This window comes from Polymorphobacter megasporae (assembly GCF_018982885.2).
Taxonomy (GTDB): Bacteria; Pseudomonadota; Alphaproteobacteria; order Sphingomonadales; family Sphingomonadaceae; genus Polymorphobacter_B; species Polymorphobacter_B megasporae.
Window position 1 is genome coordinate 3,488,029 of the sequence record NZ_CP081848.1, and the last position, 21,999, is coordinate 3,510,027.

The window sequence follows — 21,999 nt, forward strand, 5'->3', positions numbered from 1 at the left end:
GGGGGAATGAAATGATTATCGTTGCGCCGAGGTTTATCCCCCTGCCTGGCGCAGCGACGAAGTCATACTCAGGGAAATATCCATGCCTTCCATCTGGAAGTGCGGCACGAACTGGAAGCTGGCGCGGTAATAGCCAGGATTCTCCTCGTCTTCCGACAAGTCGATCTGCGCCGCCTTAAGCGGCTGCCGCGCTTTTTGCGCCTCGCTCGACATATCGGGCATGCCGTCAACGTAGAGCTGGACCCAGTCCTGCAACCGCCGTTGGAGCTGGGTGACTGTAGGCGTTCCGCCAACCCAGTCGCGAACCATGCACTTCAGGTAATGCGCAAAACGAGCACTGGTGAACAGATACGGCAGGCGTGCCGACAGGCGCGCATTCGCAGTTGCTCCCTTATCGGCATATTCCTTCGGCATGTGCAGCGTCTGACCGCCGATGAAGGTCGCCTGGTCGGTGTTCTTGCGGTGGATCAGGCCGATCAGTCCCGCCGCCGACAATTCGCCCTCGCGACGGTCGCTGATCGCAACTTCGGTCGGGCACTTGACTGCAGTATCACCATCGTCGGTCGGGAACATCGCCGTCGGCAGCCCCTCGACCGTGCCGCCCGACTGCACGCCGCGAATGCGCGTGCACCAGCCGAACTCCTTGTGCGCGGCAGTGATGCGGACCGCCATCGCGTGCGCGGCGTTCATCCAGTTATACTTGTCGTGATCGCCGCCGGTATCCTCCTCGAACGCAAACTGTTCGACCGGCTCCGACGTTGCGCCATACGGTTTGCGGGCGAGAACGCGCGGCATCGTGAGTGCGATGTAACGCGAATCGTCCTTCGCACGCAGTGACCGCCACGCAGCATATTCAGGCGTGTCGAAAATCTTCGCGAGGTCGCGCGGCTTGGTCAGGTCCTGCCAGCTGTCCATGCCGAACAGCGCCGGCGAGGTACCCGAGATGAACGGCGCGTGCGATGCGCTCGACACCTTGGCCATGCCCTCGAGGACTTCGACATCGGTCGGGCTCTGGCTGAAGTAATAATCGCCCATGAGACAGCCGTACGGCTGGCCGCCAAGCTGACCGAACTCCTGCTCGTAGACCTTCTTGAACAATGGGCTCTGGTCCCAAGATGCGCCGCGATAGCTGCTGAACATTTTGCGCAGCTCGTCCTTCGAGACGTTCATCACCTTGATCTTGAGATCGGTCGATGTCTCGGTATTGAAGACGGTATACTGCAGCCCCCGCCACGCCGACTCGAGCGCCTGAAACTCTTCGTTGTGAATGATCACGTTGACCTGCTCGGTCAGCGTCCGGTCGAGCGCCGAAATCATGCTCTCGATCGTGCCGATGACATCGCCGGGCATGACGTTCGAACCCGCCAGCGCCTGCTCGGCAAGAGTCCGGACCGCCATCTCGACACGGCTCTTCGCCTCGTCGGTACGCGGCTTGAACTCCTTCTGGAGCAGCGCCGAAAAATCGTCGGTCGTGATTTCGGCGGCAGCCGGCGCGCCAGATTGCGCCAAGGATGCTGGATCAGTCGCCATATATACCCCCTAAGACTTAAGCGTCGGCCGCCGAGCGGCCCTTGGATTCGGCTGCCAGCGTCGACAGCAATTCCGGGTTCTTGAGCAGCTGGTCGATGACGCCCTCAGCCTTGTCCTTGCCGTCCATATAGGCGAGCAGATCGGACAGCTGGCGACGCGCCTCGAGCAACTTGGCCGTCGCGGGAACTTGCTCCGCAACGCGACCCGGCGTGAAATCATCCATCGTGTTGAAGGTCAGGTCGACTGCGAGCTTTCCTTCGCCGGTCAACTTGTTTTCGACGAAGAAGGCCGCGCGCGGCGCGATCGATTTCTGGAATTCGCCGAAATTATCCATGTCGACGTTGGAAAAGTCGCGCTCCGCCATCGCCTTCTTGTCTTTCTCGGACTTGCCGGAAAGATCGGACATGATGCCCATGACGAACGGCAACGAGACTTTTTCGACCGAACCGTAGGTCGCGACTTCATACTCGATGTGGACCCGCGGTGCACGGTTGCGCTTGATGAATTTTTGACCGTCCTGCGCCATGTCGACATCCCCCTGCTTTGTTCGTGCTTGGCCGACCCCATTGGAGTCGCGCCGTCATTCCGACTTTGCTCTACTCGCTCTTGATTGCCAATAGACGAGTCACCTCATCGGCACCGTTTGGCGCGATTTCTCGAATAAGTTCCATGAAATCCTTATCGACCCATGAACGAATGCGCTTCAGCATAAGTGGAACCGGGCTCGTAGGCTCATTGTCGGCATAGTAACGACAAATTGCATCGATCGCGGCGAGGACGTCGGCGCGGGTCCGCGGCGGGTCCGCCGAGAACGCGCGGGGTTTAGCCGACGCGGTCGTGTCACCGGGCACTAGCGCGGTTTCCATGACAGTTTCACCATCCTCGACCTCGACCACGGCGTTCGGATCGGGAAAACTCACCAAAAAACCTTCGACAGCGGCATCCATCGATTTGAGCTGGGCGATGACCGGGCCAAAGCTCGGCGAATCGACCGAATGCCCGTCATAGATCGCCATGATGTCATAGAGAATGTCCGCCATCGCCCGCAGCGGCGGCGCGGCCGTGGTCACTTGCGCCCTTATCCCCAATGCGATTGCCGACGCCTGCGCGCTGTCGATGCCCTCGACCGTATTGCTCGATCCAGCCGCAGCTTCGGCAGTAGCATCGGCGGCGGCGGCCTCTGGAGCGATCGAGCGCATGATTACCCGAAGTAGTCGCGCGCCTTCATGAGTCGACTTGCCAGTCTTCGCCGCGACCGCGCTAATCGCGCCGCTTGTAATCTTTGCTGCAAGCGAAGTATCGTCATTGTTGGTCCATTCGAGGACCGTGCCGGACGCCTGGACCAGCATCGCCGAGGTGAATTCGACGGTCGACGGTGCCGGCAACCGGGCGATTGCGGCGCGCTGAAGGGGGAGAATCAGCGCCGCCGGGCGCGACAGCGACGATAATTCGTTGACCCGTCCGATCGCCATCTCTTCGGCCGGACCGGGGTGAAAATCCTCCCAGTATAATTCCGCAAAGCTCTTGATCAGTTCGAGCGCGGCGTTGGCTACAGCGAAATCGCCCGCGCGAACCGAGGCCTGGACCGCAACGATCGCGGGAGTCTGATCCTTGGTCTTTTCGAGAAATTCGACGCACCTGTTGACGACCTTGCGCAGGTCGCCGGCAGACTGGTTGGCAAATTCGCCAGGAGCATCCTCGATATCGCGGAACGCGGGATCATCGCGGAGGTATGGCCCAACCGGCGCATCTTCGCTGATCGGGGCGCTGAGCTTGTTGAAATCAAAGGGCAACTGATTCTCTTTCGTTCAAGACGCGCGAGCGAGCATCGACTTGGCGCCGTCGCCGACAAGTGCGAATGCACCCCAATAATACGGATGCGATGTGTCAGGGTTACGGATCATCTGCGACTGCGCGGCGCGAAGCGAATCGCCGATCGACTTGGTCGCGCCGGACTTGAACAGCGTTTCGACCAGCTGGGTCGATGCCGCGACCTGCCGCCCATCGCGGGTCTTGAACCCGTCGGGAATCGCCCAGTGCGTCGTCAAGACGGCGCGGCTGCCTGCGACGAGGAATGCGCGGACGAGGCCGTTCAGAGTTTGCGCCTGCCCCTGCCGGACCCGGATGCCCGACCCGCTCGCGCGCGACGCGGTCGTCTCGGCGGCGGTGTTGCACGCGGACAGCACCACGAGATTGGCGTCGAGCCCGAGGTTGGCAATTTCCTCGAAGCTCAGCAGCCCGTCAGAATTCGGCGAGTCGGAGATCGACGTGACCAGCGCCGGCGGACTGTCGCAATCGAGTTCGCCTTCCTTGAGCCCGTGCGTGGCGAAGTGGATCACGGCGTAATCGCGATACGCCTTGGTCGACGCATTGTTCGCGGTGAGCGCTGAATCGGAAAAGTCCGCGCCTTCGACAAGCTTGCTTCCTGGCCCCATCACCGCCGCCGCCGCCGCCAGTTCCTTCGCGCCGATCGGGCGGAGCGAGGCGAAACCCTGGCGGAGCGCGTCGGCGCGGCCGGCGCAGCGTCCGGCGAACGAGCCCCGATTGGGGACCGCAGCGAGTTCGGTCGCATTCGGCACCGCGTGATAGCCGAAGCCGAGATACGGCAGCGTTGCGCCTGATGCCTTTTGCGTCCGAGCGACGAGGAAGGACCGCGGGGACACCGTCGTATCGAGGTCGACAGTGCTCGCAAGGAACTTCACCTGGCTATAGTCGCGCGAGTTTTTCATCACCGAAATTGCAAATCCATCGACGCTCGCCTGATCGACGACGAGGACACCGAACGGAAGCTGGGTCATCGCCCCGGTCGGCTCGGTGATGAGCGTCGTGACACCGGCGAGCAGATCACGCCCGGGCCCGAGTAACGCCTCGTGCAACTTGAACGCGCCGGGAATGTCGAAAACCAGCGGGATGACCCGGCCGTCGGCGGCGATATTGCCGTCGATCGACGACCGCACATCGACTGCGAGTTTGGCCAATTCTGCGGTCGGCAGCCCGGCCGGATAAACCGCCGACGCGCCGTGGGTGGCGACGATGACATATGTTGTCGCCGGCAGTGTCAGGAGCTTGACATAGGCCTCTCCCGGCTTGAGCGCGGCTTGAAGCTCCCCAAGCGTGGCGATCGTATCGCTCGCCTGCTGATATTGCTGGTCGCCGGCGAGTTCGGTGCGGACCTGGACCGCGCGCGCCTCGGCGACGTCCAGCTCGGCGCGGACGGCGGCGCGGTCCTTGGCTGCCGTCTCGGGCAGGCTGGCGAGACGCGTTGCAAGCACGCGTGATTCCCTGTCGAGATCCTGCAGCGCCTTCGCGCGCACCGCCGCGTCGCTCGATCCGCTCTCGAAAATCTTCTCGATCTGGGCGATCTGCGCAGCAACCGCGGGGGGCGCGATGAATTGCGAGGCGAGGAAGAATTGCGCGCGTGCCGAATCTGCCCCGGTGCCGCCCGCCGCAATATCAGCCGCGAGGACTCCGAAATAGCCCTCGAGCCCCGAGACACCCGACGACGTCGATGGACCAGCCCGCTTGAGGACGTCGAGTGCGCGCTCATATTGGACCCGCGCCTCCTTTCGGTCGCCTTGACGCGCAAGGAAGCCGGCATAGTCTAGCCGACGCTGCGCCACGAGCGGCGTATCGGTGTAGATCGTCGAACGATCGAGGCGATCGGTCGACTCGGCATAGGCCTTGCGAGCAGTCGCGAAGTCACCGAGATGCGTCGCGATCCGTCCGCGCTCGGCCGCAACCGCGCTGCGGAGCCACAACAGGTTCGACGTTTCCAAGTTCGCGTTATCGAAGCGCGACAGCAGTTTCTCATCCTGCGCCAGCACGACCGAGGCTTCAGCGAAGGCTCCGGTTGCGACCAGCGCGGCCGAACGAACATATAGCGCCTCGGCCTGGAGGACCACTGGCCCGATCCAGCTAAGGTCGCGCGACCCAAGTCCGCGCGACGCACCGTTGGTGTTGAGTTGGCGCAGGACAGCGGGGTCGCGCAGCGGCGCGTTGTCGAGCGATGCAAGGCGAACCGGATCACGATCTTCGGCGAGCGCGGCCTGTGACAGCGTTGCGGCGGCGGGATAGTCGCGACGATTGAGCGCGTCGATGGCGCGATAGACCTGCAATTTGCTCCGCAACCGATCGCCCGACAGGCCGCGAGGCGCTTCGGCGGCATCGAGCAACGCCGCTGCCTGGTCGAGATAGACCTTGGCGACGTCGCGGTAGCCGAGGTTCGATTCCGACAGCGCCGCATCGAGCGTCAGATTTATCCGGTCCGAGCGCGACGCTTCGAGCGGCAGCTTGGCGAGATAACGCGTCACGATCTCGCGAGCCTCGCCGTGCTGCCCGCGGATCGAATAGTCGAGCACCTCGGTCCGCTGGTCGCCAAGCGCCGACTCGTCGGCGATCACCGCAGCGAGTGCGACACCCGCGGGCGGTGGCGGCGCGTCTGCGGGAACGAGCGCATCGCCTTTGCCGGCCCCCTTGGCGCCAATCTTCGCCCCGCCCACCGAGCGCAGGCCGGTTGCAAGATTGTCGGCGAAACGCTTCAGGCCATCGACTGCGTAGATCTTGCCGCCATGCGCGACCTGAACCGCAATCGCCTCATATCCCGCCTCACGCGCGACGCAGCGCCGCGCGGTGCCCACGCCGAGTCCGGCAACAGTCACCGCGATGGGCGCGCCGCACGCTAGCCGGGCATCGCGTGATTTATCGAGCAGCGCCGTCGCGTCGGCGGTCGCGGCAACGACGTGATACCGACCAACCGAAGCGGTCTCGGTCCAACCCCGACAGCGAACGTTGAAGCTGGTGTCGAACAGGCCGGGCGCGGCAGGATCGCTCCACGTCCGCTCGGCACGGCAAAGCTCGCCCTGCGGTCCGCGCCCAAGATCGATCGTGTCGGGCAGCGCCGCCGAAGCTGAAATATCCGCCATAAGCGCGACCGCGAGCCCGATTAACCGCACGATGCGCATCATGGCCGGCTCTCCCCTCGCGAACGAGTCTGGGTGGGCGTCACAGCGCAGCGCGCTGCACCGGTCCCCGGCGCGCAATCGTCGTCGTCCTCGCGCCAGAGCGCCTCGTTGGTTGCGCCGGTGATCAGCTCAATCGACAGCGCGAGGTCGGGCGCGCTCGAGATCAGCAGCGTACGGCCTGGATCGGCGAGATTGATCAGCGGGATCGAGACCGCCGACTGGATGCAGCCCGACGTCGATAGCGCGACACAGCCATTGACCCGGATATTATTCGGACTGATCCCGTCGAGATTATCGGCATTGATGCTGATCGCCGAGGCGATACCGGTCTTGCCGGCGATCGAACCGAATACCGCGATGACCGGATCCGCCGACGTCGCCCCAGCGACCTTGTTGAATTTGAGAGTCCCCGCCTCGATCCCGCCGCCGGGCGTCGCCGTCGGACCGGTATTCTGGATCAGCGCCCATTGGCCCGGCGCAAGGACGAGCGTCCCCGCCTTGACCAAGGCCTGCGGCGCGGGAGCCTGCTTCGAATACGGCGGGGTCGCAAGGTACAGCGAGGAAGCGGAATTGTTGACGAACTGGGTCCGCGCCTCGGCGGCGTTCAGCGGTGCTCCCGACGCCGGCAGCAGCTCGTCGATGAACGGCCGCCCGGCTGCGGGAGACGGGGTTTCGCCGAGCGCGACATAGGTCGCGCGGAGCTGAACGGTCGATCCCGCGGCGTTGATCTGGCCGCCGGTGCCGGTCACCGAATTGTCGAGACCCGACACTGCGAGGACCTTGATTGCGTTCGCCGTCGTCGTCGTCTTGTCGAGATCGGCACCGCCCGCGGCACCTCCGAGCGTCAGCACCCGCGGCGTCGTCGCAGCCGCCGCACTGGTGAATGTCAGGCGGTCGGCAATGCGAATATCGCCGGTGGTGCGAATGCCGAAGGCACCGGTGACTCCCGCAAGCCCCCCGCTCACCGCAGTGACGCCGTCGAGGTCGACGTCGCCGATATCGACCGGACGCGCGACGGCGGCGATTTCGAGGACCGGCGTCTGGAATTTGCGAAGGTCGGCCTTCGACAGCGTGTATTTCGTCGCTCCCGCCGCCGCCCCGGCACCATCGCCGAGCGACACGCCGGCAGCGTTACCGGTGACGTCGAGCTGGATCCGCGTCGCGGCGACAAGCGTGGTCCCCGTCCCGATCGACAGCCGCTGCGAGTCGAGCGTCATCGTGCCGCTGCTTGCCTGCGTCGCCCCGCCGAGTGTGATCGTGCCGTTGTTCGCCTTGACAGTGTAGTTCGCCGTCCTAACCGCACCGCCGATCGTTGCCGAGCCGTTCGTTGCGGTGATCGACGTATCACCCGTGGTCGTCACCGCCCCTGAAATCGTCGCGTCCGTCGCGGCGGTGACGGTCAGCTTGGCCGCGCGGCTGACCGCGGCGAGCGTCGCGCTGCCGGTGCTTGCGGTCACAAGCGCATCGCCCCCGGCATTGATGTCGCCCGTCGCGATCGGCCCGGTGTCGGCGGTTATAGTCGCCGCGCCGCCCGCCGTCATCCCGCCAGCAATCGCAACTCCGGTCGCGCCACGCAGCATCACCGTCGTCGCGGCTTGCGTCGAACCGAGGCTTAGTGCGCCCGAGCTAGACAAGGCATCGAGCGCGGCTCCCGACTTCACCAGTCCGACAACGGTGAGCGCGGTTCTGGCGCGGAGGGTCGCCGCTCCGCCAGCCGCAATCGAGCCGAACTGGAGATTGCCAGTCGTTGCGGTCGCGTTCAGCGCGCCGGTCGTGGTTGCGGCACCGGTGACCTCGATCGACTGGCTGGCGCCGAGCGTCGCCGCTCCGGTCGCGGCGAGGCTCGCGACGACGATAGCGCCGTTGTTGGCGGTGATCGCCGCCGGTCCGCCGGTCGTCACTGCGCCCGTGTGGATCGTGGCGCTATCCGACGTTGCCGTGAGCGCGCCGCCCGTGGTGGTCGCGCCGGTTACCGTGATCGCGCCCGCCGCATGGAGCGTCGCGTCGAATGCAGCCGTGATCGAACCGAACGCGAGGCTTTCGGCGGTTGCGGTCAAGGCTCCGGTCGACGTGGCCGCACCTGTTATCGTACCCGCGTTCGCAGCGGTCAGGGTGATGCCGTTGCCCGACACGTTCGGCGCGGTAATCGAGCCGGCTGTGCTTGCGAGGGTCAGTTTCCCGCTCGCCGTCACATCGGCGGTGAGGATCAAATCGCTCTGTGCCGCGAGCGATGTCGCGCCGCCTGACACCGTCTCGGCAAATGTCGCTGCGCCCCCGGCTGTCGCGGTAAGCGCAGCGCCCGCGTTGGTCCGTTGCACGACGATGATATCGCGGCCGCTGGTCAAGGTAATGTTGCCGGTGGCATCGAGCGCGTCGCCGGCGGCGGTTGCGCCCAGGTTGATATCGCGTACTGCCGTCAGCGTCGCATTACCCCCCGCCGATGACAGGCCGGAAACGGCGATGTCGTTCGCGCTGTTGAGGATGAGGTCGCGCGCCGCGGCAATGGTCGCAATTGCGATATCGCCGCCCGTCGAAACCACGGTCGCGTCACGCCCAGCGGTCACCGTCCCGGCGGTGACGCCAAAGCCGGTCAGGAAGACATCGCCCCCGGTGATCGTCGTGACCGTCGTCGTCCCGTTGAGCGAAGCAAGCCGCACCAGACCCGGAGCGGTCGCGGCGTTAACGGCAAGGTTGCCGCTGGCGAGTGCGACGACATTTCCGCCGGTCAGGCCGCCGACCACGCCACCCTCGACCGGATCGACGATCGACGAGCCATCAGCGCGGAAGATCGTCGCGACTGCGTCGCCACTGTTCGCGCCGGTCGAGGTCAGCGCCCCGGCGGTGAGCGACCCCGCCGTCGCCACCGCAACGATGTCGTCGCCCGCGGTGATCGTCCCGATCGACACCGACGGTCCGACGACGATCGCGTCGCGTCCGGCATTTCCGGTCGTCAGCGTCGCGCTGCCCTGCGTCGCGTCGACGATGATGTCGCCGCTGGCGTTGAGCGTGGTTCCGGTCGCTGCGCCGTTGCGCGTCGCGACGATGACGCGCGCCGGCAGCCCGGCGCCGCCGCTCGTGACCGTATCGAGCGTCGCCAGCCCAGCCGCCGTCACGACGCGAACGTCGCCGAGGGAATCGCTCGCATTGGTCGTCACGGTGCCGAGGCTTGCCCCGGTCGCCCCCGAGATGACGATGTTCCGACCGGCGAGCCCGGTGATCGTCGGGCCGCTGACCTGATACGCATCGGCGAGCGCAACGCCGTTGGCATCCGTCGCCGCGACGGTCGTGACCCCGGCCTCGGAGTCGGAGGCGGTGCCGACGAAGCTGAGCTCGGAAGCGCTCGCCGTGCCTGTGGTGGAGGCCACGACGATATCATCGCGCGCGGACGCCGCACCGGTGATGCTCGCAGTACCGCTGCTCGCTGCGACGGTGATGTCGCGAAGCTGGTTCGTGGCAGCGGCGACGGTTCCGAGCGTCGCCCCGGTTGCGCCGCTAAGCTTGAGGTCAATCGCTGCGACCTGCGCCGACGTCATCAGCGGCGTTCCCGTGCTGACCGTCAGCGTCGCGAGCGAAACCGCCCCGGCGGTCGATGCGAGTGTCAGGCCACCGTCGACCGTCGCGCTGCCGATCGTCACGTCGTTCAGCGCGCGAAGATCGGCGCTGGCGCTGTTGAGGGTCGCGATGGTGATCGACTTGACGCCGTCGGTCACGACCGGCTGGACCTGAACCGTCGCCTGGTCGCCGAGCGAAGCGGCGGGCGTCCGCAGCGCGCGCAATGTCGCGCCCCCGGCATTGAGGTCGCCGTTGCCGAGGCGGACGACGAGCGAGTCGGCGATGAAGCCGCTCCCCGACGCAGTTTCGACGCCGTCGCTATTGGCGGTCAGCACCATGTTGTTCGCGAGCGAAATCGATGCGGGCAGCGGAGCAGTCCCGATCGACGCCTCAAGCAGGATATCGCGCGCCGCGTTCTGCGTCGTTCCGGGCGCCGCCGTCGCGTCCGTCCCGAGGACAATGCCGCCGCGGCCGTAGACACTGTAGCGTCCCGCGCTGGCGGCATCAGCCGACACCGTCGATAGCCCGGTCGCGGCGACGAGGATGCTCGCGCCGTCGGTGCGGCCAAGCGCGGTCTCACCCGGAAGCGCAACGCCGTTGCCCGCAAGATCGGTCAGGCCGGCGTTGCTCACGCTGGTTCCGGTTGTCGTCAGGACGCCGTCGAGCGTGGCCGAGCCGCCTCGCGCGACCGCGACGATGTCGTCTCCGGCGGTTAGCGCGAATGGCGCGGTGACGGTGGCGCCGACGAGGACGATGCTGCCGCTCGTCGTAATCGCCTGCGCGGCGGTGATCCCCGCCGCCGAGAACGCGCGAAGCGACGACGGAGATGCGCCCATGGTCTCGACGAGCCCGAGATCGATCGTGCCGCCTGCCGCGAGCGCGATGTTGCTCCCGCCGAGTGCGGTCAACGCGCCGCCGCCAGCGACATTGGTCAACAGTAAGCCGTCGGCCCGGCGTGCATCGGTGAGATCGCTCGGCGATCCGACGGTCCGCAAGGTCGCGCCGCGAACGTCGATTGCGCCAGTCGAGACGAGAACGAGGTCGTCGCCGGCGGTCAACGTGCCGGTCGGGGCGAGCAGGCCGATACTGGCGACGACGATCCCGCGGGCTGCGGTTGCACCGGCGAGGGCGACGGCGCCGTTCGACTCGACGTGGATGTCGCGGCCGAGACCCGAGGCGGCGCTGAGCGTCGCCGCGCTAAAGTCGATGTTGCCAGCGGCGGTCGCGACGATATTCGCTCCTGCAAGCCGGGTCAGCGCGCCGTTCGTCGTCGCATCGGTTCCGGCGACGATTGCGTCGGTGATGACCGTATGACCCGCCCCGTAACCGGTTCCGGCGTCCGCGCCGGTCGAGATGAGCCCGATGCCCGCGGTGTCGTCGCCCGCTTGCAAGTCGGCGCTTCCGGTCGTCATGATCGTAGCGTTGGTCGCAGTGATTGCGCCGCCGCTGGTCAGCAGGATGTCGTCACCCGCGACCGCGCTCCGAGTCACCACGACGCTCGTTCCGGACACCGCGAGGGTGCCACCCGTCGCGGTGCCGTCGCCGAGCAGCGCGGTGCCACCGGTGACAATGATCGAGCGCCGCGCCACTGCGGTCTCGGTCGCTCCCGCGGCAAGCGACGCGGCGTTCGTCGCGGCAATCGAGATGTCGCCCGTTCCGTCGGCGGCGGTGCCCGCGACGACGACCGTGCCGAGCGTGACGCTCGGTCCGGTCGCGAGGATCGATCCGGTCGCGAGCAAGGGGCCGGTGGCGAGCACGCTCGACCCGGCTTGGCGCCCACGCAACACGATCGTCTGCGCGGCGACGGTGTCCGGGTTAGCGATGCTGGCTGCGCCGCCCGCCGTATTGAGGATGCTCGCTGCACCGGTCTGCGATCCGACAAGGATGGAATTGATCTTCGTCGGGTCGGACGGCGTCGCACGGAGCGTCGCCGCGCCGGTGGCGCTGAGGATCTGGAGCGCGCCAACCTGCCCGCCATTTGCGACGGCGAGCGAGGCGACCTCGGCCCCCGCCCCGCCGGCGGCGGTGACATCGACCCGGCCATAGCCGCTGTCAAGGCCGTCGATCGTGATCGCCACCGGGCTGATCGTCGCCGTATCGTTGCCGCTCGCCGCAATGCCGGTGAGCGCGACGTTGCCCGTCGCGGTGATCGTCGGAATGGCGATCGTGCCGGGTGCGGTGACGGTCACCGCGCCGCCGGTCAGCGTCGCAAACCGGACCGACCCGCCGCCGCCTGCCGCCGCCGCAAGGACGATGCCCGGCTGGCGCGCCTGCGTATCGAAGCCGCCGCCAAGGGTCTTGGCGTTGGCGACGAGATCGGTCGTTGCACCGTCGATGCTGATCGCCGCGCTGATCGACAGGCCGCCGCCAGCGGTCGATGCGTCGGCGACCGCGTTGGCGGTCCGCGCTCCACCGACGTTCGACTGGAGCGTGCCGCCGCTTCCGGCGAAGGTGACGCCGCCGCCGGTCGCGACGATGCCGACGCGGCCGGCGGCGTGCTGGTCGAACGACGTCGCGGCGGTGCCGAGCGTGACCGACCCCGCGCCAACATCGAAGTTCGCGGTTTTCGCGGCGTTCGCCTGCGCGATCGATACGACTCCGCCGATCGTCGCATTGGTCGTCGCGCGGATGATGGCGTTCGACCCGCCGAGCCCGGTCAGCACGCCGGTCAGCAGGGTACCGCTGGCGTCTGTCGCGGCGGTGTCAGCCCCGAGCCCGGTGACAGTCAGCGTTGTCGCGGTGACCGCGCCGGAGGTCGCCGAGGCGATGATATCGTCGCCGGCGGTCGCAGTGCCGATCGTCGCGCTGCCGCCGGTCGCGACGACCGATGTCCCGGCAATGCCGGTCGCGATCGTCGCCAGTCCGCCGCCGGTCGAGGTCGCGCGGACGTTGCCGAGCGTCGCTGTGCCCGAGGTGATCGTCGCGGCCGTACTCGCGAGCGCGTCGACATTGCCGGTATCGGCGGTCCCGGAATCGACCACAGCCGTCCCGCCGCTCGCTAGTGCGCGGACGCTGCCGGTCGCGTGGCCCGTCGCGACGTGCGCGGTCGCCCCCGTCGCGACGACGTTCCCGCCCGCGGTGCCGGTGGTGACATCGGCGAGCCCTCCCGCCGTCGCGGTGACGTTACCGCTCGCCGTCGCGGTGCCGATCGTCGCGTTGCCGCTGCCAGACTGCGTCGCGGCGATGTTGCCGCCGTTCGCGGTGGCGGTCCCGATCGAGGCGAGGTTGCCGCCGGTGTGGACCGTCGCGGTGATATTGCCCGACACCAGCGACTGGCCGCTGACGACGCTCGCCGGGCCGAATTGCGCGTCGGCGGTGATGTTGTGCGCGTCGGCCAGCGTGATCGTCGCGCTGCCGCCGGTCGTCGAGCGGCTCGTCGCGCCAATGTCGGCGGCGACCGACACGCCGTCGCTGACGAGCGCTGCGTTGAATGCATCGGCGAGAATCGAGCCGCGCGCGCGTCCGGTGGTGACGGTCGCATCGCCCGACAGGCTATGCGCGGTGACGTTGCCGGTCGAGACCGCGCCGAGCGTCGTCCCGTTGGTGATCGTTGCGCTGGCGTCGCCGTCGGCGAGGATGTCGCCAACCGTCGCGGTGCCGGAAGCGATCAGTGCGATGCCGCCCGCCGCCGTTGCCAGCGCCCTGACGTCGCCGCGCGTCGTCGTGCCCGAGACGATCGTCGCAGTGTGGCCAGCGGCGAGGCTCTGCGCGGTGATCGTGCCGCCGACGGCGGTGTTCGTTCCCGCAGTCGCGGCAGTGATTGTCGCGTCGCCGGCATGGCTGGTGACGCCAATGTTGTGCGTTGCGGTGCCGTTCGCGAGCGTGGCGGAGTCGCGGGCGTCGAGCACGAGGTCGGCGAGCGGGGTGATCGTGGCAACGTCGCCCGCGGTGAGGATACCCATCGCCGTGATTCCGCCCGACACGCCGCCGGTACCGGCAGTGAGCGTCGTCGAGCCGATCGAACTGCCGTTATTGACGCCGATCGACCCAGCCGCTGTCGTCAGGATGATCCCTGCGTCGGGCACGGTTGCAGCGCCGTTGAATCCGCCGAGGTCGGCGTCGATCGTCTTGCGCTGGGTCGCGATGCTCGTCGCGTTGACCCCGGCGAGCGAAATCAGCCCGTTCGTCGCGACGTCGATCGCGCCGTTCGCCTGGATGCTGTCGCCGGTCAGCGACGCCGCGTTGCTCCCCGAAGTCGGGCCGCGCGCGGTGATCGTCCCGCCGCTGCGGAGCGCGGTCAGGGTAATCGTGCCCGGCGTCTTGAGCAGGATATCGCCGAGCGCCGCCTGTCCCGCGACCCCGCCGCCGAGCGCGATGCTCGAGCCCGCGACGGTGTACGTGCCATGCCCGGCGGCCGTCGCGCCGTCGCCCGCAGCAACCGTACCGGTGACGCCGACCGCGTCCGCCGCAGAGATAGATAGATTGCCGGTCGTCGCCGCGTCGGCGATCGTAACCGTGCTGCCGGTCGAGGTCAGGGTGACATCGGCATCAGCGGCGGTCGTTGCGCCGGTGAACGTGCGCAGCGTCGGGTCGAACAGCGCGCGCTCGGTCGCGGTTCTCGCCGCGCCGGTCCCCGTAAGCGAGATCGTGCCGCCTGTCAGAACGGTGATCGCGCCGTTTGCCTGCAGCGCGGTGCCGGCGAACGATCCGGCGCTGCTGCCTGCCGTCAGACCGCCGACAGTGATCGTCTTGCCTGACTGCAGCGTGTCGACGATAACCGTTCCGGGCGACGACAGCGCGACGGCTCCGGTGGCGCTCTGGACGACGCCGGTTCCGCCGAGCGTGATGCTGTTACCAGTCACGGAATAGTTGCCGCTGCCACCCGCTGTGAAGGCGTCGCCTACAGTGACGGTGCCGGTTACCCCCGCGAGGTCGCTCGCGACGATCGACAAATTGCCGGTCGATGCGGCGTCGGCGAGCGTCACGGTGCTCCCGGTCGAGGTCAGCGTGACGTCGGCGTCGGCGACGCTCGCCCCGGCGAATCCGCTCGCGATCGTATAGGCTCCGCGCCGCGTCGCGGTCGCCTGCGGCCCGGTTCCGGTGAGCGTGATCGCGCCGGTCGTCGTCGCGGTGATCGCGCCATTCGCCTGGAAGCCGACCCCGCTCAGCGAGCCCGCGCTCGTCCCGGTCGTCAGCCCGCGCGCGGTGACGGTGCCCCCCGCCTGCACCGACCCGATGCCGATCGACCCGGGTGAGGCGAGCAGCACGTTGCCGGTTGCGGCGATCAGGTTTGCGGTCGACGCCGTCCTGATTGCGCTGCCACCGGTCAGTGTCGCGTCGCCACCGGCTGCCGTAATGTTGCTTACGGTCAGCAGTCCCTGCGTCGGATCGCTGCCTACGGGCGTGAAGTCGGCGTGGAGGTTGACCCCCGTCGCGGCGGCGACCGGCCCCACGGTGACGGCACCCGCCGCCGAACGGACTTCGACGCTGCCGGTGACACTTGTGTCGCCGCCAAGGGCGACATCGCGCTGCCCGACGGCAGTCCCGGTCGTGCCGATGATGTTCGCCGTAACGGTCGAGACCGCGCCGAGCGACACCGCGCCCGTGGTTTCGAAGCGGTTGGCGACGATCGGGGTGTAGCTCGCGACCGACGTTGCCGCGCCGGGATTGGCGAGCGACAGGCTGAGGCCGTCGATGCTGCCCAGCGTCACCGGCTGCGCGGTGTTGCCGAGCGCGATCAGGATCGCCGAGCGGTTCCCCGTCGTGGGGCCGACCCCTGCCCCAGCGATCAGGTTCGCGCCGCCGCTGATCGACCCCGCGCTGTCGAGGACGAGGCGTTGTCCGCCGAAGCCATTGTCGTCGGCGATGATCGTTCCCGCCGCGCCGATGCCGCCGGTGCCAGTGGCGCGGATCCAGACGTTGCCGGTCGCCTTCTGCGTCGTTCCCGCGCCGCCGAGCGACACCGTCGCACCCTTGATGACGTAGTCGCCGCTGCCACCGCCGAAGCCCGCCTCGGCGTTGCCCGATACCGTTGCGGTCGTCGCGGCGGTGAGGAGGATATTGCCCGTTGCCGCGATCGCGCCGATTGTCACCCCGCTGCCGGTCGAGGTCAGCGCGATATTGGCATCGGGGACGGTGGCCGGGCGGGTGAAGCCAGCGAGATTCGCGTCGATCGCCTGGCGCGGCGTCGCGACGGTGAAGCCCGCGCCGGTGAGGTTGATCGCCGCGACCGTCGAGACCGCGACCCCGCCGTTCGCGGCGATGCTTGTGCCGGTAAGCAACGCGGCGCTGCTTCCAACCGTCGGGCCGCGCACCGTCGCACTGCCCCCGGCACGGACCACGTCGACCGTCACCGCACCCGACGAGGCGAGCAGGACATTGCCGAGCGCGGCGATCGCGTGCGCGCCGCTGGCCTTGGCGATCGCGGTCCCGGTCAGCGTGGCGTCGCCGCCGAACGCGCTGACGTCGCCGACGGTCAGCGTCGCGGCGTCGGCATGCAGTTTTGTGAAGGTCGCGGCCGACACGGGGCCGGTCACGGCGACGGTGCCGTGTGTCGCGGACACCTCGACGCTCCCGGTCGCGCTCGTCACCCCGGCAAGCGACACTTCCCGGTTACCCGGGGGAAGTCCGGTCGAGCCGATGATGATCGACTGAATCGTCTTGATCGTGCCCGTGCTCGAGATCGCGCGATTGAGGAGCAACGTCGGGATCAGCGTGCCCGCCTGAACGTCAGGTGTGTAGTCGGCGACGGTCGCCGCTCCGGCGCCGGCGGTCGCGGTGCTGAAGACGTTGGCATCGACCGAACCGAGCACGAGGCCGGTGGGCCCGCCGCCGATGCTCAGCAGCACGTCCGACCGGTTCGCCGCCGTCGCCGTTGCGCCAGCGCCCGCGATCAAGGTGAGCGGACCGCCCGTAGTAAACAGGGTGCCCGGCGCATCAAGGACGAGACGCTTGCCCCCCGAACCCGCGCTGTCCGCAATGAGCGTCCCGCTGGCGAAGATATTGGCGTCCGCCTGGGCGAGAATATTTCCCACCGCCGACTGCGTCGCGCCACCGGGTGCCAACGTCACGCTTTGCGCTTTTACCGTATAGTCGCCCGCCGACGACACCGCGCCGGTCACGTTGGCCGAGCTTGTTGTCGCGGTGACCGTGACCGCTCCCGTGCCCCCCGAAGTCGCGCCGCCGAGGAGGACCGCGCCGTTCGCGGAGCTCACGCTGACCGCGTTGCGCGCGGTAACGACGCCGGCGGTGACATCATCGTTCGCGTTGATGGCGACGTTGCCCGTCCCGACCAGCGGCGGCAGCGTCGTGGCGAGCGCGATGTCGCCGACGAAGATGTTCGCGCCGGTGATCGTCAGCGTGTCGTCGTGGGTGACGTTCGCCCCGACCCCAGCCGAGCGCTGGAGCGCGACCGCGCCTCCGCCGGAAATCGTATAATTGCCGAGCGCGGTGATCGCCGCAGCGCCGGTATCGCTTGCGGTCAGCGTCACCGCACCGGCGGCGGCGAGCGAATGCGTCGCGCTCGCGGTGCCGAGGGTGAAGGTCGTGCCGGTGCCGGTGATGTTCGCGGTCGAGGCGACATCGTTGAGCGTGACCACGCCACCGCCCGTCAGGGTCACGTCGGCCGCAGCGACCGCCCCGCCGGTGAACGTCGCGAGCGTCGGGTCGAGCGCCTTGCCGATCGATTGGGCCGACGTGGCGTTCAGCCCCGCCAAAGTGATCGCACCGCCGGTGTTGACCGTGACCGCGCCACCGCTACGCAGGCTGTCGCCGGTCAGCGACGCGGCGTTGGCTCCGCTCGAACCGCCAACGGTGATCGTCGTGCCTGCGCGGACCGCGTCGACCGCAATGACGCCGTCCGACTTTAGCGCGACACCGCCCGATGCGGCGATCACATGCGTCCCGTTCGATCCGGCAATCGCGGTCTTGCCGGTCAGCGTCGCATTGCCGCCGAACGCGCTGACGTCGCCGACCGATAGCTTGCCGATATCGGCGTGGAGCATTGCGAACGTCTTCGCCGAAATTGGTCCCGTCAGCGTCACGTCGCCGTTCGACGCCCCGATGTTGAGCGCGCCGAGCGTGCTCGTGTCGCCGCCGATGGTGACGTCGCGGTGGCCGGGCGTGGTGCCGGTCGAGCCGATGGAGTTGTCGTGTGTCGTCGTGACGGAGCCGAACAAGATGGCGTTGGCAGTCGCGAGCGTGTCGTCGGTCGTCGCGCTGTAATCGGTCGCCGCTGCGGGATTTGCGATGGTCGCCGTACCTGCCAGCGATCGCGCGGCGACGTTTCCGAGCGTGATGTCGCCCGCCGCCGCGATGAGGATGTCCGACTGGCGCGCGGTGCCGCTGGCAAGACTGCCGCCACCACTGATCGCCGCGGCGCTGTCGAGGACAAGCTTGCGGTCGCCCGCGCCGCCGCTGTCGGCGGTCAGGACTCCGGTCGTGCTGATGTCGCCGGTCGTCGATTTGATCAGAACATCGCCCGCGGCGGATTGCGCCCCGCCGAGCGAAACAGCACCGCCTTTGACAGTATAATTCCCGGTCGACGTCACGGCACCCGACACCGTCGCCAGCCCCGTTGCAGAGACAGTGATGGCATGCCCTGCCGAACCGGCGCTGCCCGAGGTCGCCCCGGCGAGCGTCACCGCCCCGGCGGCGGCAGATGCCGTGACCGCGCCCTGTGCAGCGACGGTTCCTGCGGTAATCGCGCTGCTGGCGGTGAGGACGACATCGCCGGTCCCGGCAAGCGTGCCGGCCGGGTTGCTCGCGATATTCCCGGCGAAGATGCTCGACCCGCCGATCGCCAGTGAGCCGTCCTGGCTGACGTTCGCCGCGACTCCCGCCGCCGATTCGAAGGTGACCGCGCTGCTGCCCGAGATGGTGAAGTCGCCGAGTGTCGTGATCGTGCCGCCGCTGGCGATCAGCCCGAGCGCCCCAGCGGTCGAGGTGAAATTATGCGCCGCGCCGTCGACGCCGAGGACGATGCTCGTTCCCGCTCCGGTCAGGTCGCCGCCCGCGTAGACGTTACCGGTAAAATTTAGCGCGCCGCCGGTCGCAAAGCTGGCGCCACCGGTTGCGGCAACGCCCGCGATGCTCGTCGCGCCTTTGATCACGGTGTCGATCCGCCCGCTGCTCGTCAGCGTCCCGGTCACTGCGAGGTCGCCGCCGAACTGCGCAGGCCCGCTGAAGGTGATCGCGTTGCCGCCGCCGTCGATCGGCGCATCGCGGCCGATGGCGATTACGATGCCCTTGTCGGTCGCGGTTGCGGTGGTCGTGGTCAGGTCACCGGTAACGTTGAGCAGCGTCCCGATCAGGTCCGCCGAGGTCGCGGCAGCGACGAGCACGCGCTGGCCGTTGACGGTGCCAGCCAGCGTCTGTGCGGTTGCGACCGAGGTGCCCGCGTCGATCTTGATCGAGATGATGCTCGTCGAATTGAGCGCGACAGTCGCATCGCTGGCGAGAACGAGAGCCGCGTCACCGCCCGCCGCCGACAGCACGCCACCCTGAATGTCGAGCCTGGGTGCGACGAGGAGCAACACGCTGTCGGGCGCAATCGTTGCCTTGACTGAGCCGGCGTCGGCATCGACCGACACCGCATTGGCACCGGTACCTGTAAAGCGCGTCGCTCCGCTGGCAAAATTGGCGAAGTCGGTATCGGTTACGCCGAGTGAACTGGCGACGAAGCCGGTCAGGTTGGTCACGGTCGCCGAATTGGCAAACGAGATGCCGCCCTCGTTGACGACGAAAATCGTTCCCCGGCTCCCTGCCACGGCGGAAGAATTGCCCTGCAGCGTCCCCGCGATCGTCGACGGACTGAGAGTGCCGGTGACGCGATTGAGCACGGAGAAGGCGGCGTCGCCGGCCCCCTTGAAGGTCACGGCGTTGCCTGCGCCGATGTCGAAGTTGCCCCAGTTGACGACTGCGCTCTGGCCGGCGGTTCCGGTGCCGACGGTAAGCGCGAGCGTGTCGGCGGTTCCGATCGTGCCGCCGAGGACGATCGTCGCCCCCGTGCCACCGCCGGCGGTGGTCAGTGTCGAGGTGTTTGCGCTCCCGATCGCCGCCGCTACATTACCGCTCGCGATCGTCCCGTTGTTCGGCAACGCGCCCGCAGCCTGCGCCGCGTTCGGCAGGAACGCCAGCGCGGCGACGGCGGTCCCATGGAACAGGCGGCTGCGCAGGCTGGTCACGATCCTAGCTCCTCAACGCCATGGGAGCGCGCGGATGGTCAGCGACACGAGCACGCGCGCGGGCGGCTTGACCGTGTCGATCGCCAGCCCCTTGTCGAGCGGCTTGGCGTACAGCACATCGACCCGGCCATGACTGCCCCAGGTCGCGCGGACCCCGCCGCCGACGCTGTGAAGCGTGCGATTCGCCTCGAACTGGTTCGAATCGAGGTTGCGGATGTGGATGACGTCGTAGAAGCCGACCGCCTCGTACGCGAGATCGTTGCGCGACAGCGGCTGCGGCTTGCCGATGCGGAATTCGGTCGCCGCCCCGTAAGCCCGGTCGCCCGAAGTCGCGCCGGGATCATAGCCGCGCCCGATTGTCAGATTACCGACCGCGAGCTCGTCGAACGCGAGCAATGGGTGGTCGGCGTATTGGCCGCGCGCATCGACCGACACCGTCGCGGCGAATGGCGACTGCGGGCAGAAGCGGATCCGGCCCTCGATCACCGCATTGGCGCGAGCGATGAATGCCTGCGGATCACCTTCGAAACGCGTCGGAATCGCGCCGCCCGATGTCTGACCGAGCCGGGTCGCGCCGAAGACGTTGATGTCCTTGCGAACCTCGACGCCGCCCGCGATGCGCCAGAGCGGAGCTAGACCGCCGGTCGACCGCGCCACGGCGTCGCCATTGGCCTGGAGATACAGCTCGCGAAGTTTATCGGTGTTGATCGGGCTGCCGTTCGACCGGGTCCGCTGTTCGATGAAGTCGAAACCGCCGTCGACGCGGAGATTACGATTGGCGCGACGGATCAGCGGATACGATCCCGACAGCGTCCCGAGCAACGATCGCGATTCAAGGTTGAGACCGACCCCCGAGCTCGCCAGCGTCGGCTTGGTCCACGCATAGGTGAACTGGCCGCCGATCCGCAGCGGCGACTTGGCGAACGGCTCGAAGTCGTGCCCGACCTGAACGACCTGCTGCTCCTTGAAGTCGCCGGTGGTGAACACGCCGAGGAAGGTCCGGTCGGCCAGCCCGGTCAGCCCGTAAAGCTCGCCGCGAACCAGCCCCGAATAGCGCCCGATCTGCGTCGACCCATAGTTCTGCGCATTGAAGAACAGCGCCCCACGCGTGCGTTCGACCGCGACCTCCCCGACGACCTCGCCGAGTTTGCCCGACGGCGCGGGCCGCAGTTCGAGGGTGACCGCGACGCCGGGGATGTCACCGGCGAGGAGCAGGATGCGTTCGGCATCGATCTCGTTGAGCGGATCGAGCTTTTGCAGCCGCTCGAGCAGCGCCGCGATCCGCTTCGCCGACCGGCCCGGATCGCCGCGCACGCGCAGGGCAACGATCTTTGCGGTGATGACCTCGAGGTGGAGGTGCCCGGCGATCGTCTGTTCGGGAACGCGGACCGTCGCGACAAAGTGCGCGCGGGCAAGCGCGGCGTTTGCCGCATCGCGAATATCGCAGATCGCCCGGATCGGTCGCGGGCTACCGTCGAGCCCGCTGCCGACCCCGCCGAGCGCGGCACGGACTCGAGGGTCGAGCTCGGCGCTACCCGGTCCGGTAAAATCGATCGCGACCAGCGGGGCCGACAGCGCCGATGTTGCAATCGCAGTGGGGCACGGCCCGGCGGCGACCGCACCCCGGGCGCGGACGGTGACCGCCGCGGCAGCGGGGGGCGGCGTTTCGGGTTGGCGACGGACTTCCTGCGAGGTCGGCAGCCCGCCGTTGATCAGTCCGGGGGCTGGCATCGCTCCGCCCGAGCCGATGATCTGGGCGGATAGCGGCAGAGCGGTGACGAAGGGAGCCACGAGCATCGCACCGGCCGCGATGGCCGACACCGGGCCTCGCC

General features: G+C 67.9%; 6 protein-coding genes. All 6 read right to left on the bottom strand.

Features of this window, described 5'->3' with window-relative positions; genetic code table 11:
• Window positions 1-33: 33 nt before the first annotated feature.
• The 6 genes from tssC to KTC28_RS16335 all read right to left on the bottom strand — a co-directional run bounded on the left by tssC (window position 34) and on the right by KTC28_RS16335 (window position 21,988).
• Window positions 34-1,530, bottom strand: coding sequence for a type VI secretion system contractile sheath large subunit (gene tssC / locus KTC28_RS16310; RefSeq protein WP_216709887.1), 1,497 nt, complete (start codon window positions 1,528-1,530; stop codon window positions 34-36).
• A 16-nt stretch (window positions 1,531-1,546) separates the two neighbouring features.
• Window positions 1,547-2,056 carry a type VI secretion system contractile sheath small subunit gene (tssB, locus tag KTC28_RS16315; protein ID WP_216709888.1) on the bottom strand — a complete coding sequence of 170 codons (510 nt, stop codon included), beginning with the start codon at window positions 2,054-2,056 and terminating at the stop codon, window positions 1,547-1,549.
• A 70-nt stretch (window positions 2,057-2,126) separates the two neighbouring features.
• A complete protein-coding gene (locus tag KTC28_RS16320; protein ID WP_216709889.1) occupies window positions 2,127-3,323 on the bottom strand; it encodes a type VI secretion system protein TssA in 1,197 nt (398 codons plus the stop codon).
• A gap of 15 nt (window positions 3,324-3,338) precedes the next feature.
• Entirely contained in the window at window positions 3,339-6,494 is a 3,156-nt protein-coding gene (locus KTC28_RS16325) for a CHAT domain-containing protein (protein ID WP_216709890.1), read from the bottom strand.
• A complete protein-coding gene (locus tag KTC28_RS16330) occupies window positions 6,491-20,167 on the bottom strand; it encodes a beta strand repeat-containing protein (protein ID WP_216709891.1) in 13,677 nt (4,558 codons plus the stop codon). Before KTC28_RS16330 ends, KTC28_RS16325 begins: the two co-directional genes overlap by 4 nt.
• A gap of 12 nt (window positions 20,168-20,179) precedes the next feature.
• Window positions 20,180-21,988, bottom strand: coding sequence for a ShlB/FhaC/HecB family hemolysin secretion/activation protein (locus tag KTC28_RS16335; protein ID WP_216709892.1), 1,809 nt, complete (start codon window positions 21,986-21,988; stop codon window positions 20,180-20,182).
• Window positions 21,989-21,999 lie beyond the last annotated feature (11 nt).

Coding starts and splice junctions, on each gene's coding strand:
- tssC (WP_216709887.1), bottom strand. CDS start 1,530: ATGGCGACTGATCCAGCATCCTTGGCGCAATCTGGCGCGCCGGCTGCC.
- tssB (WP_216709888.1), bottom strand. CDS start 2,056: ATGGCGCAGGACGGTCAAAAATTCATCAAGCGCAACCGTGCACCGCGG.
- KTC28_RS16325 (WP_216709890.1), bottom strand. CDS start 6,494: ATGATGCGCATCGTGCGGTTAATCGGGCTCGCGGTCGCGCTTATGGCG.